At 53.3% G+C, this 15,579-nt stretch carries 19 protein-coding genes; 11 read left to right on the top strand and 8 right to left on the bottom strand.

Annotated elements, in window-relative coordinates; translation table 11 throughout:
• The first annotated feature begins 9 nt into the window (after positions 1-9).
• Positions 10-2,541, top strand: coding sequence for a filamentous hemagglutinin N-terminal domain-containing protein (locus ACMV5I_RS09255; protein WP_414824186.1), 2,532 nt, complete (start codon positions 10-12; stop codon positions 2,539-2,541).
• 66 nt (positions 2,542-2,607) lie between these two features.
• On the opposite strand, the gene bsmA is transcribed toward ACMV5I_RS09255, so the two are convergent.
• Positions 2,608-2,916, bottom strand: coding sequence for a biofilm peroxide resistance protein BsmA (bsmA, locus tag ACMV5I_RS09250; protein WP_024483343.1), 309 nt, complete (start codon positions 2,914-2,916; stop codon positions 2,608-2,610).
• Positions 2,917-3,015: 99 nt separating this feature from the next.
• Between bsmA and yjfP the strand changes: the two genes are divergently transcribed.
• On the top strand, positions 3,016-3,768 hold the full coding sequence (gene yjfP, locus ACMV5I_RS09245; protein ID WP_414824184.1) for an esterase: 753 nt from the start codon (positions 3,016-3,018) through the stop codon (positions 3,766-3,768).
• 88 nt (positions 3,769-3,856) lie between these two features.
• Here yjfP and ACMV5I_RS09240 read toward each other — a convergent pair whose 3' ends face one another.
• Positions 3,857-4,129, bottom strand: coding sequence for a DUF1471 domain-containing protein (locus tag ACMV5I_RS09240; RefSeq protein ID WP_414824183.1), 273 nt, complete (start codon positions 4,127-4,129; stop codon positions 3,857-3,859).
• A 181-nt stretch (positions 4,130-4,310) separates the two neighbouring features.
• On the opposite strand from ACMV5I_RS09240, the gene ACMV5I_RS09235 reads away from it, so the two are divergent.
• The 6 genes from ACMV5I_RS09235 to ACMV5I_RS09210 all read left to right on the top strand — a co-directional run bounded on the left by ACMV5I_RS09235 (position 4,311) and on the right by ACMV5I_RS09210 (position 6,519).
• Positions 4,311-4,457, top strand: coding sequence for a hypothetical protein (locus tag ACMV5I_RS09235; protein WP_174334403.1), 147 nt, complete (start codon positions 4,311-4,313; stop codon positions 4,455-4,457).
• A 143-nt stretch (positions 4,458-4,600) separates the two neighbouring features.
• The gene (gene rpsF / locus ACMV5I_RS09230) at positions 4,601-4,999 is read left to right on the top strand and encodes a 30S ribosomal protein S6 (protein WP_004933634.1); all 399 of its coding nucleotides are present in this window, start codon (positions 4,601-4,603) and stop codon (positions 4,997-4,999) included.
• A gap of 8 nt (positions 5,000-5,007) precedes the next feature.
• Positions 5,008-5,325: a primosomal replication protein N gene (priB, locus tag ACMV5I_RS09225; protein ID WP_065684090.1), complete on the top strand. Its 318-nt coding sequence runs from the start codon at positions 5,008-5,010 to the stop codon at positions 5,323-5,325.
• 4 nt (positions 5,326-5,329) lie between these two features.
• Positions 5,330-5,557 (top strand): 30S ribosomal protein S18, encoded by a 228-nt coding sequence (gene rpsR / locus ACMV5I_RS09220; protein WP_000135199.1) that lies wholly within the window; start codon positions 5,330-5,332, stop codon positions 5,555-5,557.
• Positions 5,558-5,596: 39 nt separating this feature from the next.
• Positions 5,597-6,049 carry a 50S ribosomal protein L9 gene (gene rplI, locus ACMV5I_RS09215; RefSeq protein WP_004933629.1) on the top strand — a complete coding sequence of 151 codons (453 nt, stop codon included), beginning with the start codon at positions 5,597-5,599 and terminating at the stop codon, positions 6,047-6,049.
• Positions 6,050-6,159: 110 nt separating this feature from the next.
• Complete coding sequence (locus tag ACMV5I_RS09210) at positions 6,160-6,519, top strand: DUF488 domain-containing protein (RefSeq protein ID WP_024483346.1); 360 nt, start codon at positions 6,160-6,162, stop codon at positions 6,517-6,519.
• On the opposite strand, the gene ACMV5I_RS09205 is transcribed toward ACMV5I_RS09210, so the two are convergent.
• On the bottom strand, positions 6,516-7,184 hold the full coding sequence (locus tag ACMV5I_RS09205; protein WP_024483347.1) for an OapA family protein: 669 nt from the start codon (positions 7,182-7,184) through the stop codon (positions 6,516-6,518). The genes ACMV5I_RS09210 and ACMV5I_RS09205 overlap by 4 nt on opposite strands.
• A gap of 342 nt (positions 7,185-7,526) precedes the next feature.
• Between ACMV5I_RS09205 and ACMV5I_RS09200 the strand changes: the two genes are divergently transcribed.
• Positions 7,527-8,147: a peptidylprolyl isomerase gene (locus tag ACMV5I_RS09200; protein ID WP_021179017.1), complete on the top strand. Its 621-nt coding sequence runs from the start codon at positions 7,527-7,529 to the stop codon at positions 8,145-8,147.
• Between the two features lie 44 nt (positions 8,148-8,191).
• On the opposite strand, the gene ytfE is transcribed toward ACMV5I_RS09200, so the two are convergent.
• Together ytfE and ACMV5I_RS09190 are read right to left on the bottom strand one after the other, a co-directional pair.
• Positions 8,192-8,857 carry an iron-sulfur cluster repair protein YtfE gene (ytfE, locus tag ACMV5I_RS09195; protein WP_414824182.1) on the bottom strand — a complete coding sequence of 222 codons (666 nt, stop codon included), beginning with the start codon at positions 8,855-8,857 and terminating at the stop codon, positions 8,192-8,194.
• 120 nt (positions 8,858-8,977) lie between these two features.
• Positions 8,978-10,930, bottom strand: coding sequence for a bifunctional 2',3'-cyclic-nucleotide 2'-phosphodiesterase/3'-nucleotidase (locus ACMV5I_RS09190; protein ID WP_414824181.1), 1,953 nt, complete (start codon positions 10,928-10,930; stop codon positions 8,978-8,980).
• A gap of 254 nt (positions 10,931-11,184) precedes the next feature.
• Here ACMV5I_RS09190 and cysQ point away from each other — a divergent pair, with 254 nt between their 5' ends.
• The gene (gene cysQ, locus ACMV5I_RS09185; protein ID WP_414824180.1) at positions 11,185-11,925 is read left to right on the top strand and encodes a 3'(2'),5'-bisphosphate nucleotidase CysQ; all 741 of its coding nucleotides are present in this window, start codon (positions 11,185-11,187) and stop codon (positions 11,923-11,925) included.
• Between the two features lie 41 nt (positions 11,926-11,966).
• Here cysQ and ACMV5I_RS09180 read toward each other — a convergent pair whose 3' ends face one another.
• Positions 11,967-12,518 carry a YtfJ family protein gene (locus ACMV5I_RS09180; RefSeq protein ID WP_414824179.1) on the bottom strand — a complete coding sequence of 184 codons (552 nt, stop codon included), beginning with the start codon at positions 12,516-12,518 and terminating at the stop codon, positions 11,967-11,969.
• A 330-nt stretch (positions 12,519-12,848) separates the two neighbouring features.
• Between ACMV5I_RS09180 and ACMV5I_RS09175 the strand changes: the two genes are divergently transcribed.
• Entirely contained in the window at positions 12,849-13,055 is a 207-nt protein-coding gene (locus tag ACMV5I_RS09175) for a DUF1107 domain-containing protein (protein WP_021179022.1), read from the top strand.
• 187 nt (positions 13,056-13,242) lie between these two features.
• Here ACMV5I_RS09175 and ACMV5I_RS09170 read toward each other — a convergent pair whose 3' ends face one another.
• Complete coding sequence (locus ACMV5I_RS09170; RefSeq protein WP_414824178.1) at positions 13,243-14,574, bottom strand: hemolysin family protein; 1,332 nt, start codon at positions 14,572-14,574, stop codon at positions 13,243-13,245.
• A 175-nt stretch (positions 14,575-14,749) separates the two neighbouring features.
• The gene (msrA, locus tag ACMV5I_RS09165; protein WP_121609075.1) at positions 14,750-15,388 is read right to left on the bottom strand and encodes a peptide-methionine (S)-S-oxide reductase MsrA; all 639 of its coding nucleotides are present in this window, start codon (positions 15,386-15,388) and stop codon (positions 14,750-14,752) included.
• Between the last annotated feature and the right edge of the window lie 191 nt (positions 15,389-15,579).

Below are 15,579 nucleotides of genomic sequence, written 5' to 3'. Positions count from 1 at the left end.
ATTAACAGCATGACATATAGTAAACACTCGTCCACTACCGATTTATCGACACGTAAGGAAAAGAGCAATTCATCTCTGCAGATGAATCTTTCACCACTCTACTTTGCCGGGCTGCTGGCTTTTGGCTGCATCTCCGTGGCTAATGCGGCTATCGTTGCCGATGCCGGGCAGGCGTCTAGCCCCGCGGTTAATGCAGGGGCGAATGGGTCGACCGTGGTGAATATCAACGCAGCGGGTAAAGGCGGTGTTTCGCATAATATCTTCAACCAGTTCAACGTTGATAAAAACGGTGTGGTGCTGAATAACAGCGTCGATGGTGCGAATAGCCAACTGGCGGGAAGTCTTGCGGGTAATGCAAATTTAAGCGGTTGGGCGGCCTCGGTGATCCTTAATGAGGTCAACTCTAATCGGGCCAGCGTGTTAAATGGCATGGTGGAAGTTGCAGGTCAGCAGGCTCAGGTAATTATTGCTAACCCGGCCGGTATTACCTGTAGCGGCTGCGGGTTTATTAATGCTGGCAGAGCAACGCTGACCACCGGTACTGCCCAGATTGCCGATGGTGCCATACAGGGATATAAAACGGAAAAAGGCAGCATTGTTATTAATGGCAATGGCCTGAACAGCGGCGACAGTAATTATACCGATTTGATTGCTCGCTCGGTGGCGATTAATGCCGGTGTCTGGGCCAAGGATTTGAAAGTGACCACTGGCCGTAATAACGTCAATGCGGACAACACCCAGGCGACTGCGCTGGCCTCGGCGTTGGGCAGACCTGGCGTCGGGATTGACGTTGCCGCATTGGGGGGGATGTATGCTGGCAAGATCACCCTGGTGGGTACAGAAAGCGGAGTGGGTGTTCGTAATGCCGGTACCATCGCGGCTTCCACCTCAGATCTGGTGATGGACGTTAATGGTGTGCTGGATAACCGTTCAGGGACCCTATCCGCCGCACACGCCAACACACTGAACACCACAGGCACTATTAATAATACCAGGGGGAAAATCACCGGCGGGAACGGTGGTATCACTATCAATACCCTTAAAAACCGCATTACCAATACCAACGGCAACATAGCCGCTATCGGCTCTGTGAGCCTCAATAGTGGGCAATTGAACAATACCAACGGTATGGTGCAATCCAGTTCACAGGTCACTATCGATACCAATGGGCAGTTGCTGACCAATACTGGTCGCAATAACGATACCGGCATTTACAGCACCTTGGGTATGACCCTGAAAACGGGTCAGTTGAACAATAACCATGGCCGGATCACCACCAGTGGTAACTCCACTATCATCAGCGGTGCACTGGATAACCGTAATGGGCAGATTTTTGCGTTTGGTTCTTCGTCGTCCGATCTGTCGATGACCATTGGCGGCACGCTTGATAACCGTGGCGGCGAAATAGCGGCTCAACATCAGGTAAATCTGTCTACCAGCAGTACGTTGAATAATAGCGCTAACGGCAAAATGAGTGCGGGTGAGGATTTTAAGCTGACAACAAATAAAGCTGCGCTCAATAACACCAACGGCTTGATTGAGTCGGCTGGGGCGTTGGATATCAACAGTGGGCTACTGACCAATAGAACCGGTAGTCTGCAAGCGACCAAGATGCTGAACGTAAACACCAACGGCAGTAACCTGCTCAACGAGAGTGGGCAGATCTCTGCAATGGGGGATATCCAGCTCGCCAATATCAACGTCATGGACAACCGGGATGGCAGTGTTAGCGGTGAGGGTAAGCTGTTGCTGCGAGCAAACAGCCTGGATAACCGCACGGGTGGGTTAACCCTGGACAAGGGCAATGATGTTCGCATCAACAATGCCCTTAATAACAACTATGGCGTGATCCGTAGCGCGCTGGGTAGCACGGAGCTGTACGCCAGCACGGTCAACAACAATGCGGGCTTGTTGGGGGGGCAGGAGGTTCATGTGCATACCGACACATTGCGCAATGACGAGGGGCTGATTTTTGCCGAGAAGACGGCAGAAATAAAGGCGGCGACTCTCTATAACCGTAATGGTGAGAATTTTGGTCGAGTGATGGGCGTGCATATCGATATGCCGGAGGACACTCAGGGGGGCATTATCAGCATGGGCGATCTGAGCATGACCGGTAACCGGGTGTACAACAGTCGGGGTCTGATTGCTGCCAGCGGCGGCAACTTGAACATGAAGTATGCCGGCAACGTGGATAATAACCGCGGCACCCTTTCAAGTGTGGCTTCTCTGTCGCTGCTGGCTAACCGCCTGGATAACGGCAATGGCACGATCTCTTCAACAGGTAGCAGTAGCGTAGAAGTGGCTTCAGCCTTTACCAACAGCGGCTTGGTCCACGGTAGAGAAGGGCTGGATATTCGAGTCAACGGGGCATTGACCAACAGCGGTCAATTATGGTCCGAGAAGGTCACCACGATCAACAGCCAGAATTTAACTAACCGGCGTGGCGCGGTGATCGGCGGCCTGGAAGGTGTGAAACTGAATCTGACGGGGAGATACACCAATAACGGTGATGTCACTGGGCCGGTAATCAAAGAGTAATCGCGTAAATCTCTTTTACGGGTGCCTATTCAGGCACCCGTTTTTACTTATCTCTCAGAGCCAGCGCTATCGATAAAGTATCGCCTGTGAATACCACTGGCCCGGCACGATGGTTTCGCTGTTCATGATGATCATGTAATAGCGTGCCCCGCTGGCGTTAGCTTTGCGCTGGATCTCGGCTTCCACGTTCATCGGACTGCCATGCACCAGCGCGCTGATCGTTCCCATTTTCTCCAACTCGGTGGTTTGGGCGCGGGTGATCTCTTGTGCCTGAGAGGTAGGCGGTGGTGGGGGTTTGGGCGTGGTTTTAAATACGCTGCAGCCGGATAACAAACCAAACAGCAATAGGGTGATCAACGTACGGGAAAGATTCATGCTGGCCTCATTACTCTTTCGCATAGAGTAGAATGGGTTGAACTAAGATTTCGGGCCGATTTTTGCCATCATAGAGAAGATTAGCTACAGGGGGAATACATGATCGAGATCCATGATGAGCGGGTGGGTGATGTTGCGGTGATCCATGCTGTGCCTACCGGGTGCTATGAGCAACCGTTGCCCACGATCTTCTTCTATCACGGCTATACCTCATCGAAAGAGGTGTACGCCTATTTTGCCTATGCGCTGGCCAAGGTCGGTTTCCGGGTGGTGCTGCCCGATTGTGCGATGCACGGTGAGCGGTTTGATGGTGATGAAGCACGGCGGCTGGCGCATTTCTGGGAAATCCTCAAAAGTAACGTCGATGAGTTACCCGCGCTCAAAACGCACTTTGAGCAGCGTGGGCTAATTGCCGGGGATCGCATTGGCGTGGCGGGCGCTTCGATGGGGGGCATGACCACTTTAGGGGCATTTACCCGTTATCCTTGGGTGAAAGCGGCCGCCAGCCTGATGGGATCGGGCTACTTTACCTCACTGGCGCAGACGCTTTATCCGCCATTGGATGCGCAGGGCCAGCCGCTGGAGCAGCCCGCGCTCAAGGCGCGTCTTGCGCCCTTGGTCTCTTATGAGGTTGAACAGCATTGGGAGAGTTTTGCCGGGCGGCCGCTGCTGTTATGGCATGGTGAAACCGATGATGTGGTGCCCGCGGTGGAGAGTGAGCGCTTGGCCAGTGAGTTACGCCAGCGCGGCCTGGATCGGAAGTTGACTTACCTCACTGAAGCGGAAGTACGCCATCGTATTACCCCTGGGGCGTTGAACGCTACCGCAGCTTTCTTCCAGGATGCACTGTAAAAAGCCCCCGAGGGAGGGGGCAAGGCATGGCTGTTACTGATCGACCGCCTCTTGGTGCGGCAGGGTTCCCTGGTGCTGCATTTTTCGGTTAGCGATAAAGCTCGGCGCTGACGTGGATAGACGCGGTGCTGCCTGGCTCATGTAGCGCAACAATCCGGTAAGCGCTGGCGCCGCGTTGATCGGCAATCTTGTTGATTTGGGACGTCGCGTCGTCGGGCGAAACCACTTCCTGAGTCAGGCTGACGAAGCCAATGCTTTGGCGTTCTGCGGCCTGGTGTGCGGTGATTTCAGTGGCGGCCATGGCGTTGGCGGAAAGCAGCAACGCGATAGCGATAGCGGTAGCGATGGTGATACGTTTCATAGGTGCCTCTCTTAACTCTTTGCTACAGCGGCGTGTCACTTGGCCCGCAGCCGATATACTGCTCATTAAGCAAAAAGTTATTTATCTATATTGAATAACTGCAACCCTTTATCGCTGCGCTTTCTGCGGCGGATAATTTAACTTTAGTCCGATAGTCAGGATTAAAAAGGGGGAGATTTTGATGGCCTTGTTCAAAAAAAATGATAATAATTTCCAGTGGGCTGATGATTTTGTTGAAGGATTTTTAAAACCTATGGATCGGCATACATCGCTTTTTCTGTCAGCAAATCGTGCTATTTCTCGTGGCCTTACGCATAAACCTCAATAAATCCTACTCAGTCCTTGAGTTCCCCCCCTTGCGCCGGTATGATTACGCGTCATTTTTCAGCCGCACACATACACACGTTCCTTGCTTCCATGGGCCGCGGTTGACCCTGACAGGAGGCTGAATAATCCGTAAGGAGCAATTCGATGCGTCATTACGAAATCGTTTTTATGGTCCATCCTGACCAAAGCGAACAGGTTCCGGGCATGATCGAGCGTTACAGTGCTACCATCACTAACGCGCAAGGTCAGATTCACCGTCTGGAAGACTGGGGCCGCCGTCAACTGGCTTACCCGATCAATAAACTGCACAAAGCCCACTACGTTCTGCTGAACGTTGAAGCTCCGCAGGAAGCGATCGATGAGCTGGAAACTAACTTCCGCTTCAACGACGCCGTTATCCGTAGCATGGTTATGCGCGTTAAGCACGCGGTAACTGAAGCATCTCCGATGGTTAAAGCGAAAGACGAACGTCGTGGCGATCGCCGCGAAGACTTCGCTAACGAAACCGCAGATGATGCAGATGCTGGGGATTCTGAAGAGTAATTGCTGTCGTGACGGCTAATCGTCTGGTGTTGTCTGGCACAGTGTGCAAGACGCCGGTGCGAAAAGTGAGTCCTTCCGGGATACCCCACTGCCAATTTGTGCTTGAGCACCGATCGTCGCAGATGGAAGCCGGATTCAGCAGGCAAGCATGGTGCCGAATGCCCGTGGTTGTCAGCGGACAACAGTCACAAGCTTTAACTCAAAGATTAACGGTCGGCAGTCAGGTTACCGTTCAAGGCTTCGTTAGCTGCCATCAAGGGCGCAACGGGCTGAACAAATTGGTCCTGCATGCCGAGCAGATTGAATTGATAGATTCTGGAGACTAGCCAAATGGCACGTTATTTCCGTCGTCGCAAGTTCTGCCGTTTCACCGCGGAAGGCGTTCAAGAGATTGACTATAAAGACATCGCTACGCTGAAAAACTACATCACTGAAAGTGGTAAAATTGTCCCGAGCCGTATCACCGGTACTCGTGCAAAATATCAGCGCCAGCTGGCCCGTGCTATCAAGCGCGCGCGCTACCTGTCTTTGTTGCCGTACACTGATCGTCATCAGTAATCGGCCACTGTCCATTAACGACTTTGAGAGGATAAGGTAATGCAAGTTATTCTGCTTGATAAAGTAGCAAACCTGGGCAGCCTGGGTGATCAGGTTAACGTTAAAGCGGGTTATGCCCGTAACTTCCTGGTACCACAGGGCAAAGCTGTTCCTGCTACCAAGAAAAACGTAGAGTTCTTCGAAGCACGCCGTGCTGAACTGGAAGCCAAACTGGCTGACGTTCTGGCTGCTGCTGAAGCTCGCGCAACCAAGATCAACGAACTGGGTTCAGTCACCATCGCGTCTAAATCAGGCGACGAAGGTAAACTGTTCGGCTCTATCGGCACCCGCGACATCGCTGACGCAGTTACTGCGGCAGGCGTTGAAGTTGCCAAGAGCGAAGTTCGTCTGCCGAACGGCGTTCTGCGTACCACTGGTGAGCACGAAGTGCACTTCCAGGTACACAGCGACGTGTTCGCACAGCTGAATGTAGTTGTGGTTGCTGAAGCTTAATCGGCTTTAGTACACCAAGTTAAAACGCCAGCCTAGTGCTGGCGTTTTGCTTTTCAGCGCCAGGTAAAACGCGCTACTCTGAGGCCATCTGTTGGCAAGGAGAGGCGAAAATGGCAGAAATTATCTTACAGCGAGTCTACGATTTCAGCGGCCCGGCACCGGAGCACTGCTATCTGACCGACCGGCTATGGCCGCGCGGTGTGAGTAAGGAGAGATTGCAGGGCGTCATCTGGCTTAAGCAGGTGGCACCGGATACGGCGTTACGCCAGTGGTTTCATCAGCATACCGACCAATGGGATGAGTTTGTTGCACTCTATCGCCAACAGTTGGTCGCCAATGAGGCCTGGCAGCCGCTGGTGGCGTTGTTAAAGCGAGGTGAGCCGTTGACCCTGCTGTATGGCAGCAAGGACACACAGCACAACCAGGGGGTTGTACTGCGTGATTTTTTGCTGGACCAGCTTAAAGATTAGCGAACGCGCAGGTAGCTGCCATCGTTCTGGCGGCGGAACAGGGCTTCCCTGTTATCCACGGTGGTGACTGAGAGCGCGGTGATCACACCGTTGGCATTGCGTTCGATACGCACTTCTTGCCCGGCCTTCAGATTGCTGAGTGGCTTATCGTTGCCTTCAACTCGCGCCATGGCAAACACCTCGTTCACCGGCAGATTGTTGTCACGGAACAGCTGCGCCAGAGTTTGGCCAGCCTGGATTTGATATCGCTGCCAGCTATCGCTTTCGCCTGCCGTTTGTTGGCCATCGTTTTGTAACTGAGCCTGCAACGGTATCTGGTTTTCCTGGCTGGTGACCGGGAACGGACGCGCGTTATCGTCGGAATACGGCCAAAGCAGCGACAGTAGCAGGATAGCACCAAAAATAATCACCCAACGGCGGTGAAAATAGGGCAGCGGTTCCATCCAGTGGAGGCTGTCCGGCAGGTGCCATATTTTCAGCAACAACGCTTTGAGCCTTTGCCCCTTGCCGCTCTGCTGTGGCGGTGGTGAGTCCGGCTCATCTGTGGTTGCTGGCGTTTCCGGTGCCGGGCCAGGCTTCAGGCGTTGGCTCAGGTTCAGCCAGGTGCGCAGCAATGGCTGGTAGACACGGGTGGTTTTCCTTCTCCTGGGCGCGATTCTGCCCATGGTGACCTCTCTTCAACTGCGTAAATTTGTCACTTTACAAAAAGTGTATCGCTGACCCCAGTATACCCTATGGTTTCAAGCCGCAGTGCACTTGTGCACCTTGAGGGGCGAATAGTCTCTGTACTGCGCCACTTCGGTGCCGGCCTTGAGCCGTACCGGGTCTATATCCGCTAACTGTTTGAAGCGATTGGTAGCCGAGAGAATAATGACACCAAACGTTAACAGCAGGTTATTGTTTCTTTTTCTACGACAAAAGTCATCATTCTCCACACAAGATTTTACCCGGCTTTGCCGCGCTGTTATGCTGCGCTTTCGACTTTTTACAGACTAAAGGAAAACCCCATGACAACCCCTTCTTTTGATAGCGTTGAAGCGCAAGCAAGTTACGGGATTGGTTTACAGGTCGGTCAGCAACTGCAAGAGTCCGGCCTGCAAGGTTTACAACCAGAAGCTCTGCTGGCTGGCCTGCGTGACGCGCTGGAAGGGAATGCCCCGGCGGTTCCGGTTGATGTGGTTCATCGTGCGTTGCGCGAAATCCACGAACGTGCGGATGCTGTACGCCTTGAGCGCCAGCAGGCGATGGCCGTTGAAGGCCAGAAGTTCCTGGAAGATAACGCCAAGCGTGATGAAGTGACGCTGACCGAGTCTGGCCTGCAGTTCTCCGTACTGGAGCAGGGCAATGGCCCAATCCCATCTCGTCAGGATCGCGTGCGCGTGCATTACACCGGCCGCCTGATCAACGGTGATGTCTTCGATAGCTCCGTTGAACGTGGTCAACCTGCCGAGTTCCCGGTCAGCGGCGTGATCCCAGGCTGGATCGAAGCCCTGACGCTGATGCCGGTTGGCTCCAAGTGGCAGCTCTATATCCCTCACAACCTGGCCTATGGCGAGCGTGGTGCAGGCGCATCCATCCCGCCATTCAGCGCGCTGGTGTTTGACGTTGAGTTGCTCGAAATTCTGTAATCGGCTCTAGTGTTACAGTAAGGGCGCCTCACGGCGCCCTGGTTTTATCTGCCGCTCAGTACGCGTGGGAACAGCAGGTTGTTCTCCAGATGGATATGCTCCATCAGATCGCTGATAAACGTATTGATACCGTTGTACAGCGCTTGCCAGGTATTACAGGCCCCTTCCGGTGGAGTGACGTTGTTGGTGAGGAATTTTACCACCTCCAACTGTTCGCCAGCCTCATCATGCTCATGTTCCATCACCGAAATCGGCCCTGCCGCCTGTTGCCCCATGCCTTGTTTAATCAGCGGGAACAGGATCTGTTCTTCCTTCATCATGTGATTTTCCAGATCCAGCCGGATCAGGTTTAGCTGCTTGGCCAGCCCGCGTGGGCAGGTGGGCTTGTCGCCGTGGACACGTTCAACCTTTTCCGCCATCAATACCAGTTCTGACAGCTGTTCGCGGTGGCGTTGGTGGAAGCGTGGCAGGATGTAATCGATGATCTCAGCCAGCGGGGCCAGGCGCCAATCGCGGGTATCCACCGGGTCTGCCGCCAGTGCGGCCAGCTCACTTTCCAACTTATCCAGATCCAGTTCTTTGCGGCTGGCAGCGCGCTCCAGGGTTTGCTTACCCCCGCAGCAGAAGTCCAGATCGTAGTCGCGGAACAGCTTGCTGGCTCGTGGGATTGCAATGGCGAGTGCGCCTAGGGATTGGTTACGGTAATCCATGATGATGCCCCTTTAAAGGAAGAAATCTATAACGTGCATTTTAAATGCCATTTAAAGGGTGCGCCATGGTTAAAAAGGGGTAGAACCAAAAAGGCGCGCCGTAACGCGCCTAACGCTCAATTACTTGGCTTTTAGGTCGATCTTATACAACTCAAAGCCGATACTGTCGTTACCCACTGACTTCATCGGGTACTGCGCGTTATCTTTAATAAATGCAGCAGCCTTCTCGCTAGGGGAGGTCTCAAAGCGGATATCCAGCGGCTGTGGGCTGTGGAAGCTCGCCAAACGCCAGTTATTGTCTGCCTGTGGATGCACCGCGCCGTGCTTCTGGGTTTCTTCGCTGATGTAGGCCGCTAATACCGCGCGGTTCTCATCCGGTGAAGCAAAGGCGATATGCTTATCGCCCGTTCCGGCAAACTTGCCGCCGTAGGCACGATAGTTGTTGGTCGCAACCAGGAACTGGGCGTCAGGATCGATCGGCTTGCCTTTGTAGGTCAGCTGCTTGATACGTTCTGCCTGGTCATTGATCAACGCGCACTCTCCGTCGTAACGCGCCGGTTGGCTGACGTCAATCTGATAATTGACGCCGTCGATCACGTCGAAATTATAGGTGCGGAAACCGTCCCAATTGATCAGCCCTTGCGGTTTGCTGCTATTAACGTCAATTTGGTTGAACTGCCCGGCGGAGCACTCCAGCCACTCTTTCACTTCCTTACCGCTGGCTTTAACCACCACCAGGGTATTGGGGTAGAGATAGAGATCGGCGGCATTGCGGAAGGTGAGCTGGCCTTTTTCCACCTCGACAAAGCTGGCGGGATCGTTCTTGCGGCCACCTACTTTGAACGGTGCAGCAGCGGCCAATACCGGCAGATCGGCCAGATCCGGATCGCCTTGAATATAGTGCTCAACGTAGGCTCTTTGCGCATTGTTGACGATCTGCACGGTAGGATCGTCCTGGATCAGGGCCAGATAGCTGTACATATTGCCGTCGGACTTGCCGATAGGCTTGCTGACGAACTCACGCGTTCCGTTATGATCTTCCTCTAACACCTTGATCAATGAGGGATCTTCTGTTGCCAACGAACGCTTGTTCTCTTTGTCATAAACCGGTCTGGCTTGCGCCTTCGCTGCGATAACCTTCCAATTTCCTCCATCGTTATTCAATTGCAGATCCACGATGCCGAGATGATCGCCCCATTGGCCGGGCATCACTGCAGGCACGCCGTTCAGCAAACCTTTATCGATATCCGCGCCTTTGATATTGGCGAAGTCCTTGCTGGGGAACACTGCGTGCGCATGGCCGAACATGATGGCATCGATGCCTGGAACCTGGCTGAGGTAGTACACCGAGTTTTCCGCCATGGCCTTATAGGGGTCGCTGGAAAGGCCAGAGTGGGGGATCGCGACGACCAGATCGGCCCCTTGTTGACGCATTTCCGGTACGTAGCGTTTGGCGGTTTCGGTGATGTCGTTTACGGTCACTTTCCCCTGCAGGTTGGCTTTGTCCCACACCAGGATCTGCGGCGGCACAAAGCCGATATAGCCGATACGTAAAGTATGAGCTTTGCCATCACGGTCTTTTACCGGGGTATCGACAATAATATAGGGAGTGAACAACGGTTTTTGCGTGGTGGCATCAATAACGTTGGCGTTGACGTAGGGGAATTTGGCTCCGGCCAGGGCATTCTTCAGATAGTCGAGCCCGTAGTTGAACTCGTGATTACCGATATTGCCTACCACATAATCCAGGGTATTCATCGCCTTGTAGACCGGGTGTATATCGCCGGGTTTCAAGCCCTTGGCAGCCATATAGTCAGCCATTGGGCTGCCCTGGATGATGTCACCGTTATCGACCAGTACGCTGTTGGTCACCTGCTGGCGAGCGTGTTGGATCAGGCTGGCGGTGCGCACCAGGCCGAATTTATCGGTGGGCTTATCCTTGTAATAGTCGAAGTCCATCATATTGCCGTGTAGGTCGCTGGTTTCCAGCACGCGCAGGTCAACCGTGGCTGCCTGCGTTGAGGCGCAGACCAGCAGGGCCAGGGCAGATAGTCCCAAAGGGCGCTTGATCATGGTTATCTCCATTGGATTATTCTTCGAGGGGCATCTCAAAGGGGTATGTAATTACCACTACCTCTCTCAGCAAACTGTGAAGTCTGGCATAAATTGGCCGAATGTAACCTACCGATATGCAAAGTTGTGACGGAGAAGACTTGAATAAATACCGCAGCTTAGCGAGTTGAGATGGATATTCCGCCAAAAAAAAACTAGGCTGCAAGCTATAGAAAGGGGAAATGTCCCATGGAACTTAATGTCTGAGGTGCACTATGTTGGAGCAGATTTGCCAGCTGTCCCGTGAGGCGGGTACGGCGATCATGGCGGTATATCATGGTGAACAACCGCTTGATGTGGCACAGAAAAAAGATGATTCACCGGTGACCGCCGCGGATTTGGCCGCGCACCATATTATCAAACGAGGTCTGGCGGCACTGACGCCGGAGATCCCACTATTGTCAGAGGAAGACCCTCCCGCCTGGGAAATCCGCCGCAACTGGACGCGTTATTGGCTGGTCGATCCGCTGGACGGTACCAAAGAGTTTTTAAACCGTAACGGTGAGTTCACGGTCAATATCGCGTTGATCGAAGAGGGTGAGGCGGTAATGGGCGTGGTCTATGCCCCGGCGATGAACGTGCTGTATCTGGCCGAACGCGGCAAGGCCTGGAAGGAAGAAGGGGGCCGGCGTCGTGAGATTAGCGTTAGTAATGCCGAGCTACCGTTGGTGGTGGTCAGCCGCTCTCATAGCGATGAGGAATTACAGGATTACCTGCAACAGTTGGGCGAACACCAAACCATCTCGGTAGGCTCATCACTGAAGTTTTGCCTGGTGGCGGAAGGGCGGGCGCAGCTTTACCCACGGTTTGGGCCAACCAATATCTGGGATACGGCGGCAGGGCACGCGGTAGCGGTAGCGGCCGGGGCTCAGATCCACGATTGGCAGGGCAAGCCGCTGTTATATACCCCGCGTGAGTCTTTCCTGAACCCTGGCTTTAGGGTTTCTCTGTTTTAGGCCGCGCCCCGCTCATTGCCGTGCGGGACGCCGTTTAAGCGCTATTTCAGCAACTGGTGCAGCATCTCCATCACCTGCTGCACCTCTTGCGGCGTCAGTGCGCCATCTTTGGCAAACTGGATGTTGCCTTCTTTATCGAGCACCACAATTGCTGAGCCTTTTGGTTGCAGGTCCCAAGCTTTTTTGACGTTGCCATTACTGTCGACAATAAACTGCGACCAAGGGAACTCTTTCTTGCTGTCTTCAATACTGTTACGCACAAAGATGGCGGTACCGATGATGGCATCGTCGGTATTGACGATGGTCGTCGTTTGGTAACGATCGTGCGGTAGCTTGGCAGCCTTGATGGCTTCAATCAGCGGATCGTTGAGCTCTTTGGCCGAAGTGCGACCAGCAATATGCTGCACCACTCGCACTTTTCCACCGAGCTGCGCGCTATTCCAACCTTTGTAGCTAAACTTATTATCAACATAGTTCAACTCGCCCTTATCGCTGACGCCGATCGGTGCCACGCGTTGGTGGAGTTGAAGGTTGTGAGCAGAGGCCAACATCGGGGCCAACAGCAGCGATATTATCAGCATGCTATTTTTCATGCGTTCTCCTGCAGAGGGAAATAAGTCTCAATATGACTCAAGGTGATTAAAGCATAGGTGCTCATCCGAGGTCTGTCCTGTTAACCGGATCGCAGTTTTTCCTTCTGGGAGCAATCACGCGATTTTTGAATGGATATACTGCAAAGGTTATAAATAGGTATACACAATTCTGTCAGCAAGTGTAAATCCAGGATAGAAATCCAGGCAGAGTTGAACGAAATGGTCTTTACTCAGTCTACTAGAAAGCAATCAAGTTGCGCTCCGAATGTCGAGGTGGCCACTTTGGCCGCTCGCTGAGCGCATGGATCCAACGGGAGGAGAGTAACAACTATGAGAATCTTCCAGCGTTATAACCCACTGAAAGTGGCTACGTATGTAAAAACCCTGTTCCGGGGGCGGCTGTACATCAAGGATGTGGGGGCGTTCGAGTTCGACAAGGGGAAAATCCTGTTGCCGAAGGTTCGTGACAAGCGCCACTTCAACGTGATGTCAGAAGTTAACCGGCAGGTGTTGTTGCTACAGGCCGAAATGGGCTAAAGCGCGATACCCGTCGCCTTTCAAGCCGCAGCGTTGTTACCTGCACTTGTTAACCCCAGTCACTTACAATAGTAAGCTCCTGGGGATGAACAAGCTTGTCGCCTAGCTGCGACTTGAAATTCTTAGGGTAATTGTAGAGCCACCTGCAAAGCAAAAGTAACTGCGGCCCCGAAGGGGCCGCTAATGTTTATGCCTGAGGCGTTTCGTCGGGGGCTTTTGGTAGCACCGAGATCGGTTTGTCGACCAGCCTGGTGACCAATAGCTGATCAATTTTGTAGCTGTCGATATCGACCACTTCAAACTTGTACCCGGCATATTTCACAAAGTCGGTACGTTTCGGGATCTTGCGCAGCATGTACATCATGAAGCCGCCGATGGTTTCGTAGTTGCCAGCCTGTGGGAACTCATCGATATGCAGTACACGCATCACGTCTTCGATTGGCGTCCCACCTTCAATCAGCCACGAGTTCTCATCACGCGTCACGATCTGCTCTTCCTGACCTTGGCCGACCAGGTCGCCCATCAGCGTGGTCATCACATCGTTCAGCGTAATAATCCCGACCACCAAAGCATATTCATTGAGGATCACCGCAAAGTCTTCACCGGCGGTTTTAAAGCTTTCCAGCGCTTCTGACAGGGTCAGGGTATCCGGCACGATCAGCGCCGAGCGGATCTGCACGCCGCTGCTCAGTACCAGGCTCTGGTTGCCCAAAACGCGGTTCAGCAGGTCTTTGGAGTCAACATAACCAACGACCTGATCGATATGGCCGTCGCACACCAGGAACTTGGAATGCGGATGAGTGGAGATCTTTTCTTTAATACTGTCTTCACTTTCGCGCAGGTCGAAGTAAATCACGCTTTCGCGGGACGTCATCGAAGAGGGCACGGTACGCGATTCCAACTCGAAGACGTTTTCAATCAGCTCATGTTCCTGTTTGCGCAGTACCCCGGCCAGCGCGCCGGCTTCCACCACCGCGTAAATATCTTCGGAGGTGATGTCGTCTTTACGCATCATCGGCAGCTTGAACATGCGGAAAATCAGGTTGGCCATGCCGTTGAAGAACCAGACCAGCGGGCGGAACAGCATGATCGAGAAACGCATCGGGTTGATGATCCGGACGGCAACCGTCTCTGGTGCAATCATACCGATGCGCTTCGGTGTTAAATCCGCGAACAGGATGAACATACTGGTCACCATCACGAACGAGCACATAAAGCTTACCTGCTCGGAAATCTCGGGTGACAGGAAGCGGTCAAAAATCAATTTGAAACTAGGGGAGAAGGCGGCATCGCCGACGATCCCGCCGAGGATGGCTACGGCGTTGAGGCCGATTTGCACCACGGTAAAGAAGAGGCCAGGGGTTTCCTGCAGCTTAAGGACTCTGGCGGCATTGATGTTGCCTTCGTCAGCCATCAGTTTGAGTTTGATCTTGCGTGACGCAGCCAGAGAGATTTCTGAAAGCGAGAAAAACGCACTCACTGCGATCAGAAAAAGAATCAGTAAAATACTGTTTAACATAGTCTATCCATTCGTACCGACGGGATGTCGGCGATCTTTCGGAGGGGTCATACCGTTTAAAAAGGTGGATCCAAGGGGCGTTATATCACGCGCCCACAAAAGCGGGCCGCAAACGCGGCCCAACACAGTATAGCAGTTGCCCCGTGAGGGCCGCCAGTGGTTAAAAATTAACAGTTTAACCCTGTGGAGGCAGGCAAACCCCAATGCCGCCCAGGCCACAATAGCCGCCTGGATTCTTATGCAGGTATTGCTGGTGGTCATCTTCTGCATAGTAGAAAGGCAGTGCCGGTGCGATTTCGGTGGTGATGGTGCGTTGATCGCCCGCTTTATCCATCGCCTGTTGGAACGCTTGCAGGCTTTGCTCCGCTTCGGCCTGTTGTTCTGCATCCAGGTAGTAAATAGCAGAGCGGTATTGGGTACCGATATCTCCGCCCTGGCGCATGCCCTGCGCAGGATCGTGGTTTTCCCAGAAGACCTGTAACAGCTGGCGGTAGCTGATGACCTGCGGGTCAAACACTACGCGTACCACTTCGGCATGACCAGTCTGGCCGCTGCATACCTCGCGATAGGTTGGATTTGGCGTATAGCCACCGCTATAGCCTGCGGCAGTGCTATAAATCCCTGGCTGTTGCCAAAACAGGCGTTCAACGCCCCAAAAGCAGCCCATGCCAAAGATGGCCGTTGCCATCCCCTCGGGCACGAAGGTCATGGAATGGCCGGTCACCTCGTTAAGCGTAGCGACGGGCATCGGCGTAGTACGGCCAGGAAGCGCACTCGCCTTATCGATGTTTTGAGACTTATCAAAAGATTGCACCACGTTTGACTCCTGTTGCCATAATAAGAATTAGCCTAATAGGAACGCGTGTCAGTTGTAACTGGCCGCTTCTTTGCCCACAATAAGCCCTATCTAAGGTTTATGTATCAGCTTAACGCAGTATTTTGAGCGCCAAAAGCTAAGAATGCGTCTTGTTTTCGGTAACGGTCGATGCCGTATGGGCAACGTCT

Origin of the sequence: Serratia sp. T13T92, assembly GCF_047530105.1 — a bacterium.
In the GTDB taxonomy this organism is placed as follows: Bacteria; Pseudomonadota; Gammaproteobacteria; order Enterobacterales; family Enterobacteriaceae; genus Chania; species Chania fonticola.
Note: the sequence above shows the minus strand (reverse complement) of the source record. Positions and strands in the feature narration are given on the sequence as shown.

Bases quoted from the DNA above. Each gene is read 5' to 3' on its own strand.
- yjfP (WP_414824184.1), top strand. From the start codon at position 3,016: ATGATCGAGATCCATGATGAGCGGGTGGGTGATGTTGCGGTGATCCAT.
- ACMV5I_RS09235 (WP_174334403.1), top strand. From the start codon at position 4,311: ATGGCCTTGTTCAAAAAAAATGATAATAATTTCCAGTGGGCTGATGAT.
- rplI (WP_004933629.1), top strand. From the start codon at position 5,597: ATGCAAGTTATTCTGCTTGATAAAGTAGCAAACCTGGGCAGCCTGGGT.
- rpsR (WP_000135199.1), top strand. From the start codon at position 5,330: ATGGCACGTTATTTCCGTCGTCGCAAGTTCTGCCGTTTCACCGCGGAA.
- bsmA (WP_024483343.1), bottom strand. From the start codon at position 2,916: ATGAATCTTTCCCGTACGTTGATCACCCTATTGCTGTTTGGTTTGTTA.
- rpsF (WP_004933634.1), top strand. From the start codon at position 4,601: ATGCGTCATTACGAAATCGTTTTTATGGTCCATCCTGACCAAAGCGAA.
- ytfE (WP_414824182.1), bottom strand. From the start codon at position 8,857: ATGGATTACCGTAACCAATCCCTAGGCGCACTCGCCATTGCAATCCCA.
- ACMV5I_RS09240 (WP_414824183.1), bottom strand. From the start codon at position 4,129: ATGAAACGTATCACCATCGCTACCGCTATCGCTATCGCGTTGCTGCTT.
- ACMV5I_RS09200 (WP_021179017.1), top strand. From the start codon at position 7,527: ATGACAACCCCTTCTTTTGATAGCGTTGAAGCGCAAGCAAGTTACGGG.
- cysQ (WP_414824180.1), top strand. From the start codon at position 11,185: ATGTTGGAGCAGATTTGCCAGCTGTCCCGTGAGGCGGGTACGGCGATC.
- ACMV5I_RS09170 (WP_414824178.1), bottom strand. From the start codon at position 14,574: ATGTTAAACAGTATTTTACTGATTCTTTTTCTGATCGCAGTGAGTGCG.
- ACMV5I_RS09255 (WP_414824186.1), top strand. From the start codon at position 10: ATGACATATAGTAAACACTCGTCCACTACCGATTTATCGACACGTAAG.
- ACMV5I_RS09210 (WP_024483346.1), top strand. From the start codon at position 6,160: ATGGCAGAAATTATCTTACAGCGAGTCTACGATTTCAGCGGCCCGGCA.
- ACMV5I_RS09190 (WP_414824181.1), bottom strand. From the start codon at position 10,930: ATGATCAAGCGCCCTTTGGGACTATCTGCCCTGGCCCTGCTGGTCTGC.
- ACMV5I_RS09175 (WP_021179022.1), top strand. From the start codon at position 12,849: ATGAGAATCTTCCAGCGTTATAACCCACTGAAAGTGGCTACGTATGTA.
- ACMV5I_RS09180 (WP_414824179.1), bottom strand. From the start codon at position 12,518: ATGAAAAATAGCATGCTGATAATATCGCTGCTGTTGGCCCCGATGTTG.
- ACMV5I_RS09205 (WP_024483347.1), bottom strand. From the start codon at position 7,184: ATGGGCAGAATCGCGCCCAGGAGAAGGAAAACCACCCGTGTCTACCAG.